This is a genomic window from Pseudoalteromonas sp. MMG006, from assembly GCF_018101025.1.
Taxonomy (GTDB): domain Bacteria; phylum Pseudomonadota; class Gammaproteobacteria; order Enterobacterales; family Alteromonadaceae; genus Pseudoalteromonas.
The window spans coordinates 20,381-38,707 of the sequence record NZ_JAGJEJ010000015.1; the positions used below are offsets into that span (position 1 = coordinate 20,381).

General features: G+C 40.3%; 17 protein-coding genes and 2 tRNA genes. 7 read left to right on the forward strand and 12 right to left on the reverse strand.

Translation table 11 applies throughout. The features are described from left to right. Positions 1–463: 463 nt before the first annotated feature. Positions 464–548, reverse strand: a tRNA-Leu gene (locus tag J8L73_RS13925). 282 nt (positions 549–830) lie between these two features. Here J8L73_RS13925 and J8L73_RS13930 point away from each other — a divergent pair. Beyond that, the gene (locus J8L73_RS13930) at positions 831–1,331 is read left to right on the forward strand and encodes an RDD family protein (RefSeq protein ID WP_211000729.1); all 501 of its coding nucleotides are present in this window, start codon (positions 831–833) and stop codon (positions 1,329–1,331) included. Positions 1,332–1,419: 88 nt separating this feature from the next. Here the strand turns inward: J8L73_RS13930 and lptG are convergent, their stop codons facing one another. Together lptG and lptF are read right to left on the reverse strand one after the other, a co-directional pair. Then, positions 1,420–2,487, reverse strand: a complete 1,068-nt coding sequence (gene lptG, locus J8L73_RS13935; protein WP_211000728.1) for an LPS export ABC transporter permease LptG — start codon at positions 2,485–2,487, stop codon at positions 1,420–1,422. Continuing rightward, a complete protein-coding gene (lptF, locus tag J8L73_RS13940) occupies positions 2,484–3,596 on the reverse strand; it encodes an LPS export ABC transporter permease LptF (RefSeq protein ID WP_211000727.1) in 1,113 nt (370 codons plus the stop codon). Before lptF ends, lptG begins: the two co-directional genes overlap by 4 nt. A 308-nt stretch (positions 3,597–3,904) precedes the next feature. Here lptF and pepA point away from each other — a divergent pair, with 308 nt between their 5' ends. The 3 genes from pepA (at position 3,905) to J8L73_RS13955 (ending at position 8,923) form a co-directional block, all read left to right on the forward strand. Beyond that, positions 3,905–5,416 carry a leucyl aminopeptidase gene (gene pepA, locus J8L73_RS13945; RefSeq protein WP_211000726.1) on the forward strand — a complete coding sequence of 504 codons (1,512 nt, stop codon included), beginning with the start codon at positions 3,905–3,907 and terminating at the stop codon, positions 5,414–5,416. A 154-nt stretch (positions 5,417–5,570) separates the two neighbouring features. Further along, positions 5,571–6,017 (forward strand): DNA polymerase III subunit chi, encoded by a 447-nt coding sequence (locus J8L73_RS13950; RefSeq protein ID WP_104643670.1) that lies wholly within the window; start codon positions 5,571–5,573, stop codon positions 6,015–6,017. Between the two features lie 53 nt (positions 6,018–6,070). After that, positions 6,071–8,923: a valine--tRNA ligase gene (locus J8L73_RS13955; protein WP_211017970.1), complete on the forward strand. Its 2,853-nt coding sequence runs from the start codon at positions 6,071–6,073 to the stop codon at positions 8,921–8,923. A gap of 113 nt (positions 8,924–9,036) precedes the next feature. Here J8L73_RS13955 and J8L73_RS13960 read toward each other — a convergent pair whose 3' ends face one another. Next, a complete protein-coding gene (locus tag J8L73_RS13960) occupies positions 9,037–10,275 on the reverse strand; it encodes an outer membrane protein transport protein (RefSeq protein ID WP_211017972.1) in 1,239 nt (412 codons plus the stop codon). 284 nt (positions 10,276–10,559) lie between these two features. Between J8L73_RS13960 and J8L73_RS19395 the strand changes: the two genes are divergently transcribed. Beyond that, positions 10,560–10,883 carry a hypothetical protein gene (locus J8L73_RS19395; protein ID WP_348771797.1) on the forward strand — a complete coding sequence of 108 codons (324 nt, stop codon included), beginning with the start codon at positions 10,560–10,562 and terminating at the stop codon, positions 10,881–10,883. On the opposite strand, the gene J8L73_RS13965 is transcribed toward J8L73_RS19395, so the two are convergent. Both J8L73_RS13965 and J8L73_RS13970 read right to left on the reverse strand, forming a co-directional pair. Beyond that, positions 10,843–12,057, reverse strand: a complete 1,215-nt coding sequence (locus J8L73_RS13965) for an HD-GYP domain-containing protein (RefSeq protein WP_211017974.1) — start codon at positions 12,055–12,057, stop codon at positions 10,843–10,845. The genes J8L73_RS19395 and J8L73_RS13965 overlap by 41 nt on opposite strands. 164 nt (positions 12,058–12,221) lie before the next feature. After that, positions 12,222–12,296, reverse strand: a tRNA-Arg gene (locus J8L73_RS13970). A 244-nt stretch (positions 12,297–12,540) separates the two neighbouring features. On the opposite strand from J8L73_RS13970, the gene J8L73_RS13975 reads away from it, so the two are divergent. Next, a complete protein-coding gene (locus tag J8L73_RS13975) occupies positions 12,541–12,723 on the forward strand; it encodes a helix-turn-helix domain-containing protein (protein ID WP_211000722.1) in 183 nt (60 codons plus the stop codon). Here the strand turns inward: J8L73_RS13975 and J8L73_RS13980 are convergent. Genes J8L73_RS13980 through J8L73_RS13990 form a run of 3 tightly spaced genes read right to left on the reverse strand, consistent with a single transcriptional unit; the run spans position 12,720 to position 14,443 of the window. Then, positions 12,720–13,529, reverse strand: coding sequence for a phosphotransferase (locus tag J8L73_RS13980; protein ID WP_211017976.1), 810 nt, complete (start codon positions 13,527–13,529; stop codon positions 12,720–12,722). The two genes, J8L73_RS13975 and J8L73_RS13980, sit on opposite strands and share 4 nt — an antisense overlap. 3 nt (positions 13,530–13,532) lie before the next feature. Then, positions 13,533–14,150, reverse strand: coding sequence for a nicotinamide riboside transporter PnuC (pnuC, locus tag J8L73_RS13985; RefSeq protein WP_211017978.1), 618 nt, complete (start codon positions 14,148–14,150; stop codon positions 13,533–13,535). 41 nt (positions 14,151–14,191) lie between these two features. Continuing rightward, positions 14,192–14,443, reverse strand: a complete 252-nt coding sequence (locus J8L73_RS13990; RefSeq protein ID WP_004588464.1) for a hypothetical protein — start codon at positions 14,441–14,443, stop codon at positions 14,192–14,194. 99 nt (positions 14,444–14,542) lie between these two features. Between J8L73_RS13990 and J8L73_RS13995 the strand changes: the two genes are divergently transcribed. Beyond that, positions 14,543–14,782, forward strand: coding sequence for a DUF2960 domain-containing protein (locus J8L73_RS13995; RefSeq protein WP_004588463.1), 240 nt, complete (start codon positions 14,543–14,545; stop codon positions 14,780–14,782). Between the two features lie 30 nt (positions 14,783–14,812). Here J8L73_RS13995 and alr read toward each other — a convergent pair whose 3' ends face one another. The 3 genes from alr to J8L73_RS14010 all read right to left on the reverse strand — a co-directional run bounded on the left by alr (position 14,813) and on the right by J8L73_RS14010 (position 18,322). After that, positions 14,813–15,892 carry an alanine racemase gene (alr, locus tag J8L73_RS14000; RefSeq protein WP_211017980.1) on the reverse strand — a complete coding sequence of 360 codons (1,080 nt, stop codon included), beginning with the start codon at positions 15,890–15,892 and terminating at the stop codon, positions 14,813–14,815. After that, positions 15,892–17,271, reverse strand: a complete 1,380-nt coding sequence (gene dnaB, locus J8L73_RS14005; protein WP_058548071.1) for a replicative DNA helicase — start codon at positions 17,269–17,271, stop codon at positions 15,892–15,894. Before dnaB ends, alr begins: the two co-directional genes overlap by 1 nt. A 112-nt stretch (positions 17,272–17,383) precedes the next feature. Next, a complete protein-coding gene (locus J8L73_RS14010; protein WP_211017981.1) occupies positions 17,384–18,322 on the reverse strand; it encodes a DUF4097 family beta strand repeat-containing protein in 939 nt (312 codons plus the stop codon). Between the last annotated feature and the right edge of the window lie 5 nt (positions 18,323–18,327).

Sequence of the window (18,327 nt, forward strand, 5' to 3'; positions counted from 1 at the left end):
TATTTCGTTTCGGTTCACTCTCACCCAGCAGGTAAACTATAGCTAATATTAGCGCCACTTCAGTGGTGCTCGAGTCCGCCCCACAAATTTTATTACGAATACTTAATTCATCCCTGAAGCAGTATCCATCGTTCATCCATGAACTCACTTCGAGTAACTGCGAAACTTCGTTTCGGTTCACTCTCACCCAGCAGGTGGGCTGTAACTGATATTAGCGCCACTTCAGTGGGCTCGAGTAAGCCTTCATAAATTTTATTACGAATACTTAATTCATCCCTGAAGCAGTATCCATCGTTCATCCATGAACTCACTTCGAGTAACTGCGAAACTTCGTTTCGGTTCACTCTCACCCAGCAGGCGGACTATAACTGATATTAGCGCCACTTGAGTGGCGCTCGAGTCCACCCCACTCAAATTTTAGGCATAAAAAAACCCCAACCAATCTGGTTAGGGTTATAAAAAGTGGTACCAGCGGGCGGACTCGAACCGCCACTCCTTTCGGAAGGGGATTTTGAATCCCCCATGTCTACCAATTTCATCACGCTGGCATCATTTTTCTTTAACCTTCTAAACAAGAGAAGATAAAGAAAAACCACTTTAGAGCTAAGGATTATTTATGTGCCTTCGTCTCTATGCAAAGCATTATACAAACAATAGGGGTAGCAGCAAGCACTTTATGACATTAGCATGATCAACCGCTTAACATTTAGCCACCTATTAACATTTTCAAAAGTGATTGTTAGGTTAAATAGTATCGCTAAACTATAGCGCTTAGTATTTGTAAGCTTTTTTGCTAAACTAGCGCGCACATTAACAGTGAGAGTATATTTATGTCTGGTGAGTTTCCACGCGCTGGTTTTTGGCGCCGTTTTGCGTCTTTAGTTTATGATACGTTAGCCATAATTGCGTTTGCCATGTTAACCGTTGTACTTTATTTATTTGCTGTACAAGGGCTTATTAGCCTTGATGTTATTAGTTTAAATGGCGCTGAGGATGTATCGGCACTTATTCAGGACTCGCTGTTGCTATCAAGTATACGAAGCGCCCTTTTGGTTATTGTTGCATTAGTATTTTTTGGCTACTTTTGGACTAAAAGCGGTCAAACCATTGGTATGCGCGCATGGCGCTTGAAGGTGCAAACCTTAGAGGGCAATTTAATTAGTTGGCCGCAATCTTTTATTCGCAGCGTTAGTGCATTGCTTGGTTTAGGCAATTTTCTGGTATTAGTTGATTTTAAAAACAAAAAAGCACTGCAAGATTATGTATCTAAAACTGAAGTGATTGCACTTACAAAAGAAGAAAATAAACGCATTTATCGCGAGCTTGATTAATACTAACTTAGTCAATGTAGTAAAGGCTTAAAAACAAAAAGGGTGACCATTTCAATTGGTCACCCTTTTTTAATGCCTAGCAATAATACTACACCCGCTTATTCATAAGATATGTAGCAAAACTTATAAATATAACACTCGGTAGCACTGCGCCAATAATTGCTGGTATTTGGTAAACCATAACCACAGGGCCAAATATTTCATTCGTTAGATGAAATACAATACCTGTCACCACACCCATAATAATACGTGCGCCCATTGTTACCGTGCGCAGCGGGCCAAATATAAACGACAGCGCCACCAGCAGCATAACTGCCACAGATACTGGCTGCATTATTTTTCGCCATAACGCTAACTCGTAAGTACTTGTGTCTTGCTCGTTCTGCTTTAAGTAGCCAAGATATGACCAGAGGCCTGTGAACGAAAGCGACTCAGGTTTTACCGAAACCACGCCTAACTTTTCAGCAGTTAATTGCGACGGATAAAACTCTTCTTCTATTTGTTCACTGCTGATTTTCTCATCCGTAATATGTACTTTATTTACATCACGTAAAAGCCAACCCTCATTACGGCTTACGGCCTCTCGAGCTTTTGTTATTTGCGTTAAATCTAATGATTTATCAAAGTGGTACATATGCAAACCGTTTAACTTTCCGTTTTGGTCTACATCTTCAATATTAATAAAGTTGTTACCATCTTTTGCCCATACACCTTTTTGAGCATTAAATACATCGCCCCCGTGTATTGCCTGGTTACGCATTTCTTTGGCATGCAACTGCGCCTCTGGCGCGCCCCACTCGCCTAAAGCCATCATGCATACAGCCATAAATACTGCAGTTTTCATTACTGAGCCAATAATTTGTAAGCGCGACATACCCGCTGCTTGCATAACTACCAGCTCACTATTTGAGGCTAGTGCGCCTAACCCAGTCAAGCCGCCTATCAGCGCAGCCATAGGGAAAAATATAACCAAATCACCGGGGATAGTGTACAACGTGTAAAGCAGTGCAGTCATCAAGTCGTAACTACCGCGTCCTACCGATTTTAGCTGATCGATAAACTTAATTAACGTACTAATACCTACCAGCACGAGCAATGCAAAACCTGTAGTTTGTAATATGCTTCGCCCTAAATACCAATCAAGAGTTTTCATCATGCGCTTAACTCCCTTTTAGTAATAACAGCTTTAAGCCAAACACCTAACGGGCGTCCTTTAATAATTAGTAAACTACCAATAAAGAGTGCACTTAAATGTATCCACCAAAGACCTATAGAAGGTGGGATTTTACCATCTTCTACGGCAAATTTAGCAGCATTAAGTAAAATGAAATACCCTAAATATAAGCTAATTGCAGGTACTAATTTTGCAAATTTACCTTGGCGAGGATTAACCACACTCAATGGCACAGCCAGTAAAGTAAGTAATGGAATAGAAAGCGGTATAGCAATACGCCATTGCCACTGAGCAATAGACTCAGAGGTGTTTAAAGCCAGTAATTGATTAGTGGGTACGGCTTCTAATTTACGGCGTTGGTGCTCTATTTCTTGTTCACGAATTTGCACACTGTAGCCGTCAAATTCGGTTAAATTAAGTGCAGGTGTTTTACCATCGGTTTCGTAGCGTTTACCATCTGTAAGCACAAGTTGTTGCTCGCCACTAATTGACTCTATAACGACACCTTGCTCGGCGTATACTAAGCGCGCTAGGTTGTCTTTTTCGCTGTCAGGCAGTTGTGCTACAAATACTTTATTTAACTCTTTGCCGCCCTTTTCAATATTATGAATAAACACAACGGCTTTTTCGTTACCGGTTTCTTGAAAACGCCCAGCTCTAAGCGCCGATAACCCGGCGTCGGCTTTAGCTTGTTCTTTTAATTGGTACTCTTGCTCGCTCGCCCACGGTGCAACATACATTGTTAATGCCGCGGCAAGTAAGGCTAAACCAACACTTGAAATTAGGGTTACTCGTACAACGTACCATTCACTCACACCACACGCTTTAAGAACGGTCATTTCGCTATCGGCGTAAATTCGGCTGTAGGCTAAAATAATGCCCAAAAATATACTTAGCGGTAAAATAAGCGAAGCTAATTGTGGAAGTTTGAGTGCAATCATAGAGAGCACTAGCTTAGCCGGAATGCTTCCCTCAGATGCGTCACCTAAAATGCCAACAAACTTTTGCGACACAAAAATGGTCATCAAAGTTAAGAATACGGCGACCTGCGATTTTAAAACCTCAGCGGTCAAATAACGGAAAATAAGCAATGCTCGCCCCTGTTAAACATGGAATTTCACTACAAAAGTGAGTGTTGAATAGTTAAATAGCTATTTTACCCAGTTAAAACTGGCAAATAGGCTATTATTATAAGCCATCAAAATTAATTATCCTACCTAAGTACAGGATATAATGTTGCATTAGTGGCCCTTAAGCATATAAAGTTCAATTACACAGTAAGAGTCTAGTAAAGTCAGTTAAAATTAAAACTATCTCTACACAAGTTACGTAATTAAGACTAGAAAATAATTTTTTAGCCCCAATTTATAACTTAAATGACTCAAAATCAGGAGTAACAATGGAATTTAACGTAAAAAGTGGTAGCCCAGAAAAACAACGCAGTGCATGTATTGTAGTTGGCGTTTACGAGCCACGTAGGTTATCCCCCATTGGTGAACAACTCGATAAAATCAGTGATGGTTACATCTCAAATTTACTTCGCCGTGGTGACCTAGAAGGCAAACCAGGGCAAGTTTTATTATTACATCATGTACCTAATGTATTAAGCGAGCGCGTACTGCTTGTTGGTTGTGGCAAAGAGCGTGAGCTTGACGATAAGCAATATAAGCAAATTATTTCTAAAACAATTAACACCTTAAACGAAACAGGCTCGATGGAAGCGGTTTGCTTTTTAACAGAGCAACACGTTAAAGGTCGCGATACCTACTGGAAAGTACGTCAAGCAGTAGAAACAACACAAGATTGTTTATATACGTTTAACCAACTAAAAAGTAAAAAAGTAGACCCGCGTCGCCCACTTCGTAAAATGGTATTCAATGTGCCTACTCGTCGCGAACTTACTATTGGCGAAAGCGCTATTGAGCACGGTTTAGCTATTGCAGCAGGCAGTAAGCTATGTAAAGACGTAGCAAACATGCCACCTAATATTTGTAACCCTGCGTATTTAGGCGAACAGGCCCAAGAGCTGGCAACCAACTTTGATAATATTACTGTTGATATTGTTGGTGAAGAAAAAATGGCAGAGCTTGGTATGAACTCATACTTAGCAGTTGGCCGTGGTAGTGATAACGAATCTGTTATGTCTATTATTAACTACAAAGGCGCAAGCGATGACCAAGCGCCAATTGTGTTAGTAGGTAAAGGTTTAACGTTTGACTCAGGCGGTATTTCAATTAAACCTGGCGAAGCCATGGATGAAATGAAATACGACATGGGCGGTGCTGCAGGTGTTATTGGCGCAATGCGCGCATTAGCACAAATGCAATTACCGATTAACGTAATTGGGGTTTTAGCAGGCTGTGAAAACATGCCTAGCTCTAATGCATATCGCCCGGGTGATATATTAACAACGATGTCGGGGCAAACTGTTGAAGTACTTAATACCGATGCTGAAGGCCGCTTAGTATTATGTGATGCACTTACATACGTTGAGCGCTTTGACCCTGATACAGTAATTGACGTAGCTACGCTAACAGGTGCGTGTATCGTAGCCCTTGGCGCACATGCTACAGGGTTACTATCAAATCATAACCCGCTGGCGCATGACTTATTAAAAGCTTCTGAGCAAAGTGGCGACCGTGCATGGCAGTTACCACTGTGGGATGACTATCAAGATCAACTAGATAGCCCATTTGCCGATTTTACAAACTTAGGCGGGCGCTCTGCAGGAACAATTACCGCTGCGTGTTTCTTATCTAAGTTTACTAAAAAGTATAATTGGGCGCATTTAGATGTAGCCGGTACTGCGTGGCGCAGTGGCGCTAAAAAAGGCGCAACTGGCCGCCCTGTTCCTATGCTTACTCAGTATTTATTAAACAGAGCCGGTATAAGTGAAGCCGCTCAAGATTAAACATACTCTTTAAAAAGCTACTTATAAGGCGCCATTTGGCGCCTTATTTATTTGTGTATTAATTGAAGCAAACCCGGTTATATGGCAAAATCTGCCTCTTAATTTATGTGTATCAAATTGGTATGCATTCAATGTCATGGGAAACCCCGATACAATGAACATGAACGCTAAATTTTTCGTTCTAAAGCAACAAGATGAGTCTAAAGCGAAGGCTGACGATCATTTTGCTTTGGCTGCACAAGTTGCGGCCGATCAGTATCGAAATGGACAGCGTGTATTTATTTGTGTAAACGATAACGAAACTGCCTGTGCCATTGATGAAATAATTTGGGCATTCGACCCAGATAGTTTTGTGCCACATAACCTACAAGGTGAAGGCCCAAAAGGCGGCGCACCTGTAGAAATTGGCATTACGCCACCTGTTGGCAACCGTAAAGTTTTAATTAACTTGGCTACCCAGTTACCGGATTATATTCGTCGATTTAACCAAGTTTTTGATTTTGTCCCCGTAGAGCCCGCTGCTAAACAAGCAGCCCGTGAGCGTTTTAAAAAGCTACGCCAACTCGGTGCCAATCTCACCACGCAAGATATAAATAGTTAGCCACTCAGGCAAACTAACCAACTAATTTAAGTACTTATTTAAGGTTCTGTGTAATGGATAAAACCTACAATCCGCAAGATATCGAACAGTCGTTATATCAAGACTGGGAACAAAAAGGCTACTTTAAGCCATCTGGCCAAGGTGTACCGTATTCAATTATGATCCCGCCGCCAAATGTTACTGGTAGCTTGCACATGGGCCACGCCTTCCAAGATACAATAATGGATACCCTAACGCGTTTTAAGCGTATGCAGGGTAACAACACATTATGGCAAGTAGGTACTGACCACGCGGGTATTGCAACGCAAATGTTGGTTGAGCGTAAACTACACGCTGAAGAAGGTAAAACTCGCCATGATTTAGGCCGTGAAGATTTTATTAATAAAATTTGGGAATGGAAAAACGAATCTGGCGGTACTATCACTAAACAGCTTCGCCGTCTTGGCGCATCGGTTGATTGGGACCGTGAACGTTTTACTATGGACGATGGCCTATCTGAAGCGGTTAAAGAAGTATTCGTACGCCTTCATAAAGAAAACCTAATTTACCGTGGTAAACGCCTAGTAAACTGGGATCCAAAATTACACACCGCTATTTCAGACCTTGAAGTTGAAAACAAAGACAAACAAGGTCACATGTGGAACTTACGTTACCCATTAGCCGATGGCGTTAAAACACAAGACGGTAAAGACTATATTATTGTTGCTACAACTCGCCCAGAAACCATGTTGGGTGACTCTGGTGTTGCTGTAAACCCTGATGATGAGCGCTACACAGACTTAATCGGTAAAGACATTTTACTACCTATCGTTAATCGTCGTATTACTATTGTTGCAGATGAGCATGCCGATAAAGATAAAGGCACAGGTTGCGTAAAAATCACCCCTGCACACGACTTTAACGATAACGAAGTTGGCAAACGTCACAAGATGCCAATGATTAATATTTTCGACAAAGACGCTGCTATTTTAACGCAAGGTGAAACATACACCTTTGATGGTAAAGAACTTGAGTTTGATGCGCCAATTCCTGAGCGCTTACACGGCCTTGACCGTTTTGCAGCGCGTAAAGCGATTGTGGCTGAATTTGAAGAACTTGGTTTACTTGAAAAAATTGAAGATCACGACCTAACTGTTCCTTACGGCGACCGTTCTGGTGTGGTCATTGAGCCACTACTTACCGACCAATGGTATGTACGTGTTGCACCACTTGCTGAACCTGCAAAAGATGCAGTTAAAAACGGCGACATTCAATTTGTACCTAAGCAATACGAAAACATGTACTTCTCGTGGATGAACGATGTACAAGATTGGTGTATTTCACGCCAGCTTTGGTGGGGTCACCGTATTCCTGCTTGGTACGACAGCGAAGGCAACGTATTTGTTGGCCGCGACGAAGCAGAAGTTCGCCGTGAAAACAACATCGCAGATAGCGTAACACTTAGCCAAGACGAAGACGTACTTGATACGTGGTTCTCATCAGCGCTTTGGACGTTCTCAACGCAAGGCTGGCCTGAAAATACCGATGATTTAAAAACCTTCCATCCGTCTGATGTATTGGTAACGGGTTTTGATATTATCTTTTTCTGGGTTGCGCGCATGATTATGATGACGCTGCACTTTATAAAAGACGAAAATGGCAAACCACAAGTGCCATTTAAAACCGTGTATGTAACGGGCTTAATACGTGACGACAACGGCGATAAAATGTCGAAATCTAAAGGTAACGTACTTGACCCACTAGACATGATTGACGGCATTGAGCTTGAAGATTTAGTACAAAAGCGTACTGGTAACATGATGCAGCCAAAACTTGCTGCAAAAATAGAAAAAGATACCCGCAAAGTATTTGCAAATGGTATTGAAGCTCACGGTACCGATGCGCTTCGCTTTACCCTTGCAGCAATGGCCTCTACCGGCCGTGATATTAACTGGGACATGAACCGCCTTGAAGGTTACCGTAACTTCTGTAACAAACTATGGAACGCGAGCCGTTACGTATTAATGAACACAGAAGAGCAAGACTGTGGTTTTAACAATAACGATAAAGAGCTCTCACTAGCTGATCGTTGGATTTTAGGTCAATATGAATCAACCGTTAAAACCTACACTGAGCACCTTGATAACTACCGTTTTGATTTAGCTGCAAACACGCTTTACGAATTCACTTGGAACCAGTTTTGTGATTGGTACTTAGAGCTAACTAAACCAGTATTATTTAAAGGGACTGACGCGCAGCAACGTGGTACACGTAATACATTAATTACTGTGCTTGAGAGCTTACTGCGTTTAATGCACCCGATGATGCCATATATCACAGAAACTATTTGGCAACGTGTTGCACCACTTGCAGGCCTTGAAACAGCAGGTACTAGCATTATGGTCCAAGGCTTCCCTGAATACTGTGAGGCAAACGTTGATGCAAAAGCAATGGACGATTTAGAGTGGGTTAAACAATTCATTTTAGCTATTCGTGTCATTCGTGGTGAAATGGATATTAGCCCAAGTAAACCGCTTAGCGTATTACTTGCTAATGCATCGAGCGACGACGTGCGCCGCATTGAAGAAAACAAATCATTTTTAGCATCACTTGCAAAAATTGAAGCGTTTACCATGCTTGAAAACAAAGACGAGGCACCTGCGTGTGCAACATCTTATGTTGGCAACCTGGAAATTATGATCCCAATGGCGGGCTTAATTGACGTTGAAGCCGAGCTTGCACGTATTAATAAGCAGCTAGAAAAAGCTGAAAAGGGCTTAGCGCAAGTACAAAACAAACTCGCTAATGAAAAGTTTGTTAACAACGCACCAGAGGCTGTACTTGCTAAAGAAAACGCTAAATTAGCTGAGTTCACTGATGCTAAAACTAAGCTACTTGAGCAAAAGACTAAAATAGAAAGTTTATAAGCTCTCATAAAATGCCTATTAATACTATTTAATAGGCATTAAAAAAGCCGCTCACTTTAATTAAAGTCAGCGGCTTTTTTGTGCCCTGTGATTAACCACAAGGCATGTCTACATTAAAACTTGTAGTTGTACTGAGCGCCAAGTAATACTGCGTGGCCTTTAGACTCGAAGCCCCATTCGCTACCTGAGTCATCAGTTTCTTTAAAGTTTTGTGTTTTACCACGGATAATACTTACACCAAGATCAACGTTAGAATTTTTATCTATTGTGTAGTTACCACCAAAAGAGAACCAAAAACGGTCAGTATCTGGAATAGAGATTGATAAATGGTTTTTTGAAACTGGCGATTCATCAAATGCAACACCAGCACGAAGCAGTAAACTTTCATTTAGCTGGTAGTCTGTTCCGATTGAATAACGAAAAGAGTCAGAAAAATCTTCTGTTTTTTCAAAACTTTGCTCTGGCGGCAAACCTACTTCTGCTTCTAATTTGTCAAAACTACTCCAGCCTGTCCACAATACGCTGTAGTGTAAACCTAATTTTTCATCTAACTGGTGTGAACCAGAAAACTCGGCAATAGCTGGTAATGTAACATCAACAGACCCAGAACGCTCAGCAATACCGCGGGCAGTACTTGAATAAGTCCCCTCGAATGTAATATCAGTTTCTGTACGGTAATTAAAACCAAAGCGACTATTTTCATCTAATTGATACATCAAGCCAACGTTTAAGCCGTAGCCAGTATCATCACCTTCTAAGTCAACCACATTTGTTGAGAATGGGATCCCAGGATTAGCACCTACATTTCGTATTATCGTTGCATCCGCGTAAATGTAGTTTAAACCAATACCAAAACTAAATTGCTCTGATACTTTGTATGCAACGCTTGCATTTAGGTTAACGGTAAAAATTTCTGTTTCGCCAGCAATTTGACCTGCCGCGTAATCATCGTTGAACTCTGTAGATAAACCAAAGTTAGAAAACGCACCAAAACCAAGTGATACTTTATCGTTGTAAGGCATAGTAAAGTAAGCAGCTGGTACCACTGCACTTGGTGCAATGCTGTCGTCATCTAATGATGACTCATCAATACCGGTTGGCGCACTTTCACCTTCTAGGCTTACATCTGGAATTACGCCAATAGCAGCAACACTTAGCTGCTTGTCTTTAAATAAAGTCATTAATGCTGGGTTACGTGAAACTACAGACGCGTCGTCTGCGATAGATGCTTCACCAGCATATGCACGGCCTAAACCCGATGCATTTTGCTCTGATAATTGAAACGCGGCTGCAAAAGTGTCAGCCGATACAAATGCAAGCGAGGCTGCGATAAGCGTTTTAGTAAATTTCATTGTTGAGTCCTTAACCAAACTTACTGTTTGGGTAGCTATGTGTGTTGTTATTAGGATTTTAAACTTGGCTACACTACCTTAATTTTTTGTAAAAAACTCTATGAATGCATCAAAAAATAGCAAAAAACACGTTTTTTAACGACATTTTAACAACTATTTAAAACTCATCGGACGAGAAATGTGCTATTAGAGCTAAAGCTCTAATTGTAATTAATTATCATTTAGATTGACTTGAAATATAGAGCAAATTACACTCTTTATAAAATCACTAAGGAAGTAACGCTGTGATCATTTCATTTATTATTGCAGGACTAATATTTTGTGGGGCAAGTGTATTTTGTTTCTATAAAGCAAACTATTGCGCATGCACACAAGCCGGACAATGTGATAACCCGGTAAATCATTATTGGCTAGGAGCGATGTTAAATGCATTGGTTTCTTTGGCTCTGTGTTGCATTGCGCTTCATGTAGAGCTAGGTACTTTAATATGGCTAACTTTAATGGGGAGTTGCTTCTTAGGAGCATTTATTTCGGCTAAGCAAAGTAAAAAAAGGCAATGCAGTAAAGCTAAGTTATCAAATGCTCTTTTAACAAGCGAGACAAATTAATCTGGTAGTCGAGTGGTTTTACACTCGCCAGTATTTTTATGTCATGAGTGTGATCACTTAAATCAATGTTTTTGGGCGTTATATGATGACTATGCTTAGCATTATAAAATAGCTTAACTTTAGGCTTTATAGGATTAAGCTTATTACCTTCAAGTACTAGCGCTAAACGATCGTTAGTTAACTTTACTATCGTCCCTACGGGGTGCACTCCTAAACACTTAATAAAGTGCTGCACCAGCTCTGCATCAAACATATGTTTATTAGCTAACAAGTAACGTAGCGCATTAATTGGCTCATCACCATCTTGATGCGGCCTATCAGCGGTCATTGCATCATATACATCTACAATAGCCATAATACGCGCTGGACGGCTTATTTTATCACCTTGTATAGCCCGTGGGTAACCTGAGCCATCTAAACGCTCATGGTGATTTACTATCATATCTAGCATAAGCGGCGTTATGCCCTTTTCACCTTTAACTAAGCCAAGGCCCTGTGCTACATGTTTTTTAATAGCAATAAGCTCATTATTAGTCACTTTACTTGGTTTTGAAAAAATACCTTGAGGAAGCTTAGCTTGGCCTAAATCGTGAAGTAACGCGCCCATAGCCAACTCTTGCACTAAAGGCTCTTCATAACCAAGATACTTAGCAAAAACGGCGGTAAAAATGGCGCAATTGATCATGTGTCGCCAGTTATAACTGTGTTTATCTTTGATGCGAGTCAGGATAGACATTGCGTTTGCATTACGAAATACAGAGCTCACTATCTCACTAGCTATCTCATCAAGCACCTTAACATTCAAGCTAAGCCCAGAGGTTAAATCTCCATAGAGCGATTGTAGCTTGCGCCCTTGTTGATCGTAATTAACACTCGCTTTGGCAAATTCTTGTTCAAGTGTTATTGCTGTAGGTGTTTTATCGGCTTTTTGTTGACTGTTAAACGTTTTAGATTTGTTTTGCGGCTTATATTTGGCAGGAATAGCCGCATCGCCTTTAGTAAAATCAATAAGCAGCTCTAGTACACCTTCAGAGACTAAGCGCTGAATAATTGATTTGTTTCGCACCAAACCACTGGTCTTAATTTTAATGCTATTAATACCTTCGTGCTGTTTAGTTACGCTATCAACGTACATACCAGGGGTAAGTTCAGTTATTGGCAAAGTAATTAGCATAAAGGCAGGATTTTTTACAATTAGAGAATATGCACCTTAAATAGCATTAATTAAGCTTAAAAGTCTAGTCTTTTAGTAGCATGTAGTAATAAATAACTACAAAGGATTACTTATCAAAACGCTATCGGCAAGTAACGAAAATATCGCAGAGAAGAAAGATCAAATGGCGCTCTCGGTAGGGATCGAACCTACAACTCAGCCTCCGGAGGGCCACGTGATATCCATTTCACCACGAGAGCACATTTGTGCCGCCACACCAACTCGCGATATCAGTGCTTTAGCATTCGCAATGATAAAGAGATCTTCAAATAAATACCAGTAACATCAGCTTATATGCTTATTAATTATGCTGTTTTAAATAAAACACTTCACAATTCCCTAAAAACACGCTATTTATTCATATTAGATAAAAATAAGTAACGCTTTAGCAACATTATACTATGGTTGTAGTGATACGAATTGATATATACGAAGGAAATAATTATGAGTCTAATGTCTACAGAGCAAACAGCCGAGTTTTTAGGTGTAAAAGTTGAGCGTGTAAAACGCCTTGCTCGAGAAAGTTTATTAATTGCTAAATCAGAAGATGAAGATGGTGAGCCACAATTTGATTCTGCAGAAGTTGCAAAATATAAAGAGCTAGCTGCACGCTTTGGTGGTCTTTAATGACACCTTAAACGCTCTAAAAGTTTAATTAGTTGCGCGCGTAACCCTGCAGATTTTGTATTTATGTCGCGCTGCTCATACCAACCAATGCATAGCACTAAAAAAAGTAAAATGTAGTAATCTAGTTTTTTGGTTGAAAAGTAAAACCCATCTTTTTTTTCTAAGCAGGCTTTATAACTGTTTAATAATGCCTCCCTACTTTGCGCGTTTAAGTTAAAACTTACAGCCAGTGCCGCTAAATCAAAGTAAACATCGTTGGTTTGAGCGTATTCAAAATCAATTAAATACATACCCGATGCATTCACAATAATATTGTCTTTTACTAAATCATTGTGACAAAAGCCTTCACTGTAAGGCATATGAGCAATGCTTTTTAAGGCCTGCTCTATTTGTAATTGGTGATGTTTATATATATCGCTTTGCTGATAGTAAAGCAGCTCTTGCGCGATATTCATAGCGGGCGTTTTTACAGGATAAGCATGCACTTTAGCAAGCTTGCTAATGAGGTTTTGCTGGGTATTATTTTGAGCAATATCGCCTTCTATATAATTAAAAGCCGCGTAGTTATTTTTTTTATCTGTCCATATTGGTTTTGGACAAATAAATTGCTTACTGAGTGCTTGCTGCGCTTGTAAGCCAATTGTTGGCCACTGCGTTTTATAACATTTTAATAAATAGGCACTTTGCTGAGTGCGAATTAAAAAATTATCGTTACTAAAGCCATTAAGTAGTTGCTCGGTTGAAACAATGCTTAAAGGCTCTATAAACGCACTACACACTTTTACTAACTTAGTATGCTCAATCATTAATTAAAGCTGTGCTAATGGCTTAGCTTGGCTCTGCTCGTATTCTTCGTACCAGGTTTTAAAACCCCACGCAGCCATAATGGTATAAAAAATAAAGAGCGCTAGCGTTGGGTAATAACCTTTTTCGTAATATAAATACATAGACGCAGCATCTATGACTATCCAATACAACCAGTTTTCGAGTACCTTTTTAGCAACTAAGTAAGTGGTCACTATAGCAAAACACGTTGTGAAACTGTCTAAATAGGCAAAATCAGCGTGGGTATAATTTTGCATTACGTAACCAATAATAATGGCTGAAGCACTTGTAGCGGCTATAATCACAGCGTGACGCTCCATCGACCACGATGCAATACTTAAACTATTTTTTTTGCCTTTACGCCATACAGTCCAGCCAAATACAGCCATATACATGTAATAAAAATTAAGCAAGGATTCCATAAGTAGTGCGCCGTTCCAGTACATTATGGTGTAAATGAGTGTACTAAAAAAAGCGGCAGGCCAGCACCATAAGCTCTCTTTTATTGCGAGTAATAAATAAGCAATAGACAACGCTACCGCAATATATTCCCAATGCGACATTGCTGTAAAACCACTTAAGGTTTGCGTTAAAAAGTCCATGTGTGCGGTTACCGTTTTTAATACAAATTAAATAGGAGCGATTACTCTGGAGATAAATCGCCAGATAAAAACTTACATACAAAAATAGCCTTACCAAACTCTTCGTACGAGCGTTTAATTTCGGTATTAAGCACTTGCATGACTAAATCGTAGTCACCAAAAATTTGTGTAGAAAGCGTATTAGTGATTACTTTTAAATTGTCGTATTCATTTAAGCGGTCAATAAAGCCTTTAATAAACGGGATATAATCTTGATGAAGCGGGTATTTACTGATCTCTACTGATAATTTCATTTTAAACTCTACTTTTAATTATTTGATTTCAACAAATCATTCAATGCCAATTCAAATCAGTGTAAAATTACACTAACACTCAATTTAGCTGAGCTTATTATGGCACGCAGAATAACCTATACATTTAAAAACCAACCGCGCGAAATTAACTTCGCAAAAGACAAATATCACGATATGTATCAAGCTATTGCGGCTGCCGAAGGTATCGATTTAACAAACTACTTAAATATGGTGCGCCAAATAGAAATGACCTCTAAAGGGTCATCAGCAGTACGTAATTTTCGCGACCAAGAATTTGCCCGTATGGGTTTTAGCGATATTTACTTTATAAAAGAGTAATTATACCAACTGGTATACGCTAAAAACTAACTATGGCTGATACTCATAACTTACGCGCGGTGTGATATTACACAATAACTCGTAAGGGATAGTATCGGCGCATTGTGCTATTTCTTCAACAGGAAGCTCTGGCCCCCACATTGTAACGCTGTCGCCTACTTTTACATTGTGCTCATTTAAGCCAATATCGATACTGATCATATCCATAGACACACTACCCACTATACCGTAGCGCTGCCCTGCAATCATTACTGGCGTGCCTTCTTTGGCGTGGCGCGGATAACCATCGCCATACCCCATTGCTACAACAGCAAGTTTGGTTGGCTTGTCACTCTGCCAGCGACCACCATACCCAACAGCCTCGTGCGCAGCTACATTACGCACTGCGATGACTTTAGTTGTTAAGTGCATAACGGGTTTAAGCTGATGCTGCTGCCCCACTTTATTAGCCATTGGCGATACACCATAAAGCATAAGTCCAGGGCGCACCCAATCACCATGCCCTTCAGGCCAAGCAATAATTCCCGCCGAATTTGATAAGCAATGCGCTTGATTAATACCATTTACTAAATTATCAAATAACGTAATTTGTTGAACCGTTTTTGTATTATCAACATCATCAGCACACGAAAAATGAGTCATTAAATTAATCGTATTTTTTGCATTCGCTGTTTTTTGCAAGCGACTATAAAACTCTTCAAACTGCTCAGGCGCTATTCCTAAACGGTGCATACCGGTATTGACTTTTAGCCAGCATGTTATTGGTGCATCAAGCTTAGCATTTTCAAGTGCCGCCAATTGGTTTTCATCATGAATAATGGTTTGAAAATTATTCGCGAGCAAAATAGGCAAATCGGCTTTATTAAAAAAGCCTTCCAGCAGCACTATAGGCTTGGTTAATCCGCCTGCACGAAGCGCTAAGGCTTCATCAATGCGGGCTACAGCAAATGCATCAGCGCCATTTAGGTGCTGGGCAATAGTTACTAAACCATGCCCATATGCATTAGCTTTTAATACCGCCATAATTTTACTATTAGGTGCAAAACGCTTCACTTGCGCTAAGTTATGCGCAAGTGCCGCTAAATTTATTTCAGCTGTGGCTAGTCGCATTAATATTCGTCATCTACTGCTGGCCCCGCGTAATTATCAAAGCGAGAAAATTGACCTTGGAATGTTAAGCGTACTTTACCAATTGGACCGTTACGCTGTTTACCTATGATGATTTCGGCGATGCCTTTTTCAGTGCTGTCTTCGTTGTACACCTCATCACGGTATATAAACATGATTAAATCGGCATCTTGCTCTATTGAACCCGATTCACGTAAATCTGAGTTAATTGGGCGTTTATCAGCACGTTGCTCAAGCGTACGGTTTAGCTGCGAAAGCGCAACAACCGGGCATTTAAGTTCTTTTGCAAGTGACTTAAGAGAGCGCGAGATTTCTGCAATTTCAAGTGTTCGGTTATCCGACAAGCTAGGTACACGCATTAATTGTAAGTAATCGACCATGATCATACTAATACCACCATGATCTCGCGCTATACGCCTTGCACGTGAGCGTACATCAGTAGGTGTTAACCCTGATGCATCATCAACATACATTTTGCCCTTTTCCATCAACAAGCCCATAGTTGATGAAAGACGTGCCCAGTCGTCATCATCTAGCTGGCCGGTACGTACCTTAGTTTGGTTAATACGACCAAGTGATGCGAGCATCCTCATCATAATTTGTTCTGAGGGCATCTCTAATGAGTAAATAAGTACTGGCTTGTCTTGAGTCATAGCCGCGTGCTCTGCAAGGTTCATCGCAAACGTGGTTTTACCCATCGACGGACGTGCTGCAACAATAATTAAATCTGAAGGTTGTAAGCCTGTGGTCATTTTATCAAGGTCAGCATAACCGGTACTCACGCCGGTAACACCATCTTGTGGTGACTGATAAAGCTCTTCTATTTTATCAACGGTTTTTTCGAGTATGTTATGTATGCTTTGCGGACCTTCAGTGCTTTTTGAGCGCTGCTCGGCAATTTTAAATACTTTACTCTCGGCAAAATCTAATAAGTCGTGGCTGGTGCGCCCTTCGGTATTAAAGCCTGCTTCGGCTATCTCGTTTGCAACACCTATCATTTCACGGACAACAGCACGTTCGCGTACTATGTTTGCGTAAGCATCGATATTGGCAGCACTTGGGGTGTTTTTAGCTATTTCAGCTAAGTAAGCAAAACCACCAATACCAGCAAGTTGATTATTTTTTTCTAGGCTTTCAGAAATTGTGATTAAATCTATCGGATCGCCAATTTCAGCAAGCGCCGTCATCGCCTCAAAAATTAACTTGTGCGTGCGGGTATAAAAGTCCTGCGATACAACAAGCTCAGCTACGCGGTCAAAAGCTTGATTATCAAGCATTAAGCCACCTAAAACAGATTGTTCAGCTTCTATTGAATGGGGAGGAACTTTAAGGGTATCGACTTGCTTATCTGGTTTGGCCATAACTTCACAGTACTAAAATTGAATGGCTCTATTCTATCGACTTGGCGGGGCTGTGCAAATAGCAAAGCAGGAAATCTTTTCCTGCTTTTTGTAATCATACACGCTAAATAGGCTATTTAGTGCGAAGCGCTATACGCCCGCTTATCGTATCCATTTCAACGTTTGCATTGCCACCATTTGCAGTAAACTCTAAATCGCTTGAAGGGCCGTATTTAGCTTTGTTTACTTTATCGCGGGTTACTTTATTAATAATTTTACCATTAGCATGGGCTTTAATTTCAAATTTAGCTGATACACTTTGCGGGAAATAAAACTCACCATCGCCACTAACCGACTCAAAACGCACATCGCCACCTTTTAGCAGCTCTTTAATGTGTACTTCGGCTTCACCATTTACGGTATTAATACGTAAATTTTTAATACTCGATAATGTAAAATCAATATCGCCGTTGACGTTTTCTAATCGTATATCACTTGCTGTTGAGCTTGATTTGATATCACCATTTACGGCACTAAAACGCAGCTCGCCACTTGATTGACTATCGTTAATTTCACCGTTTACGGTTTCAAATTGAATATTACCGTTTAAATTTTCTGCGTTTACATCACCATTTACCGTGGAGAGCTTAATATTTCCAGTAATATCATCAACGGTAATTTCACCGTTAACTACATCGACTTCAGCACCATTTTTAAGAGCTTTAGCTACCACCGACACATTAACACCCGCAAATTCTAAACCACTGTTTTTTGGCATAAATACAGTTAAGTTAGAGCCATCACCATTGTTTCCCCAGCCCAAATTGCTTGGCATTTTTACTATAAACTCGGTTTTATCACCTGTTGTTTTTAGCTCAAAGCCTTGTGCTTTATCATCAAGCTCACCAGATACTTTAAACTCATTTTTATCCCAACCAGTTATCTGTACATCGCCACGCTGGTTTTCAATAAAAATAGTGCCACCGCTTGGTACGTCTATTTGCTTATCTATTTTATCACCCGCTAATACACTTAGTGGTAATAGGCTTAATCCGAGTAAAATTGCTTTCATATTAT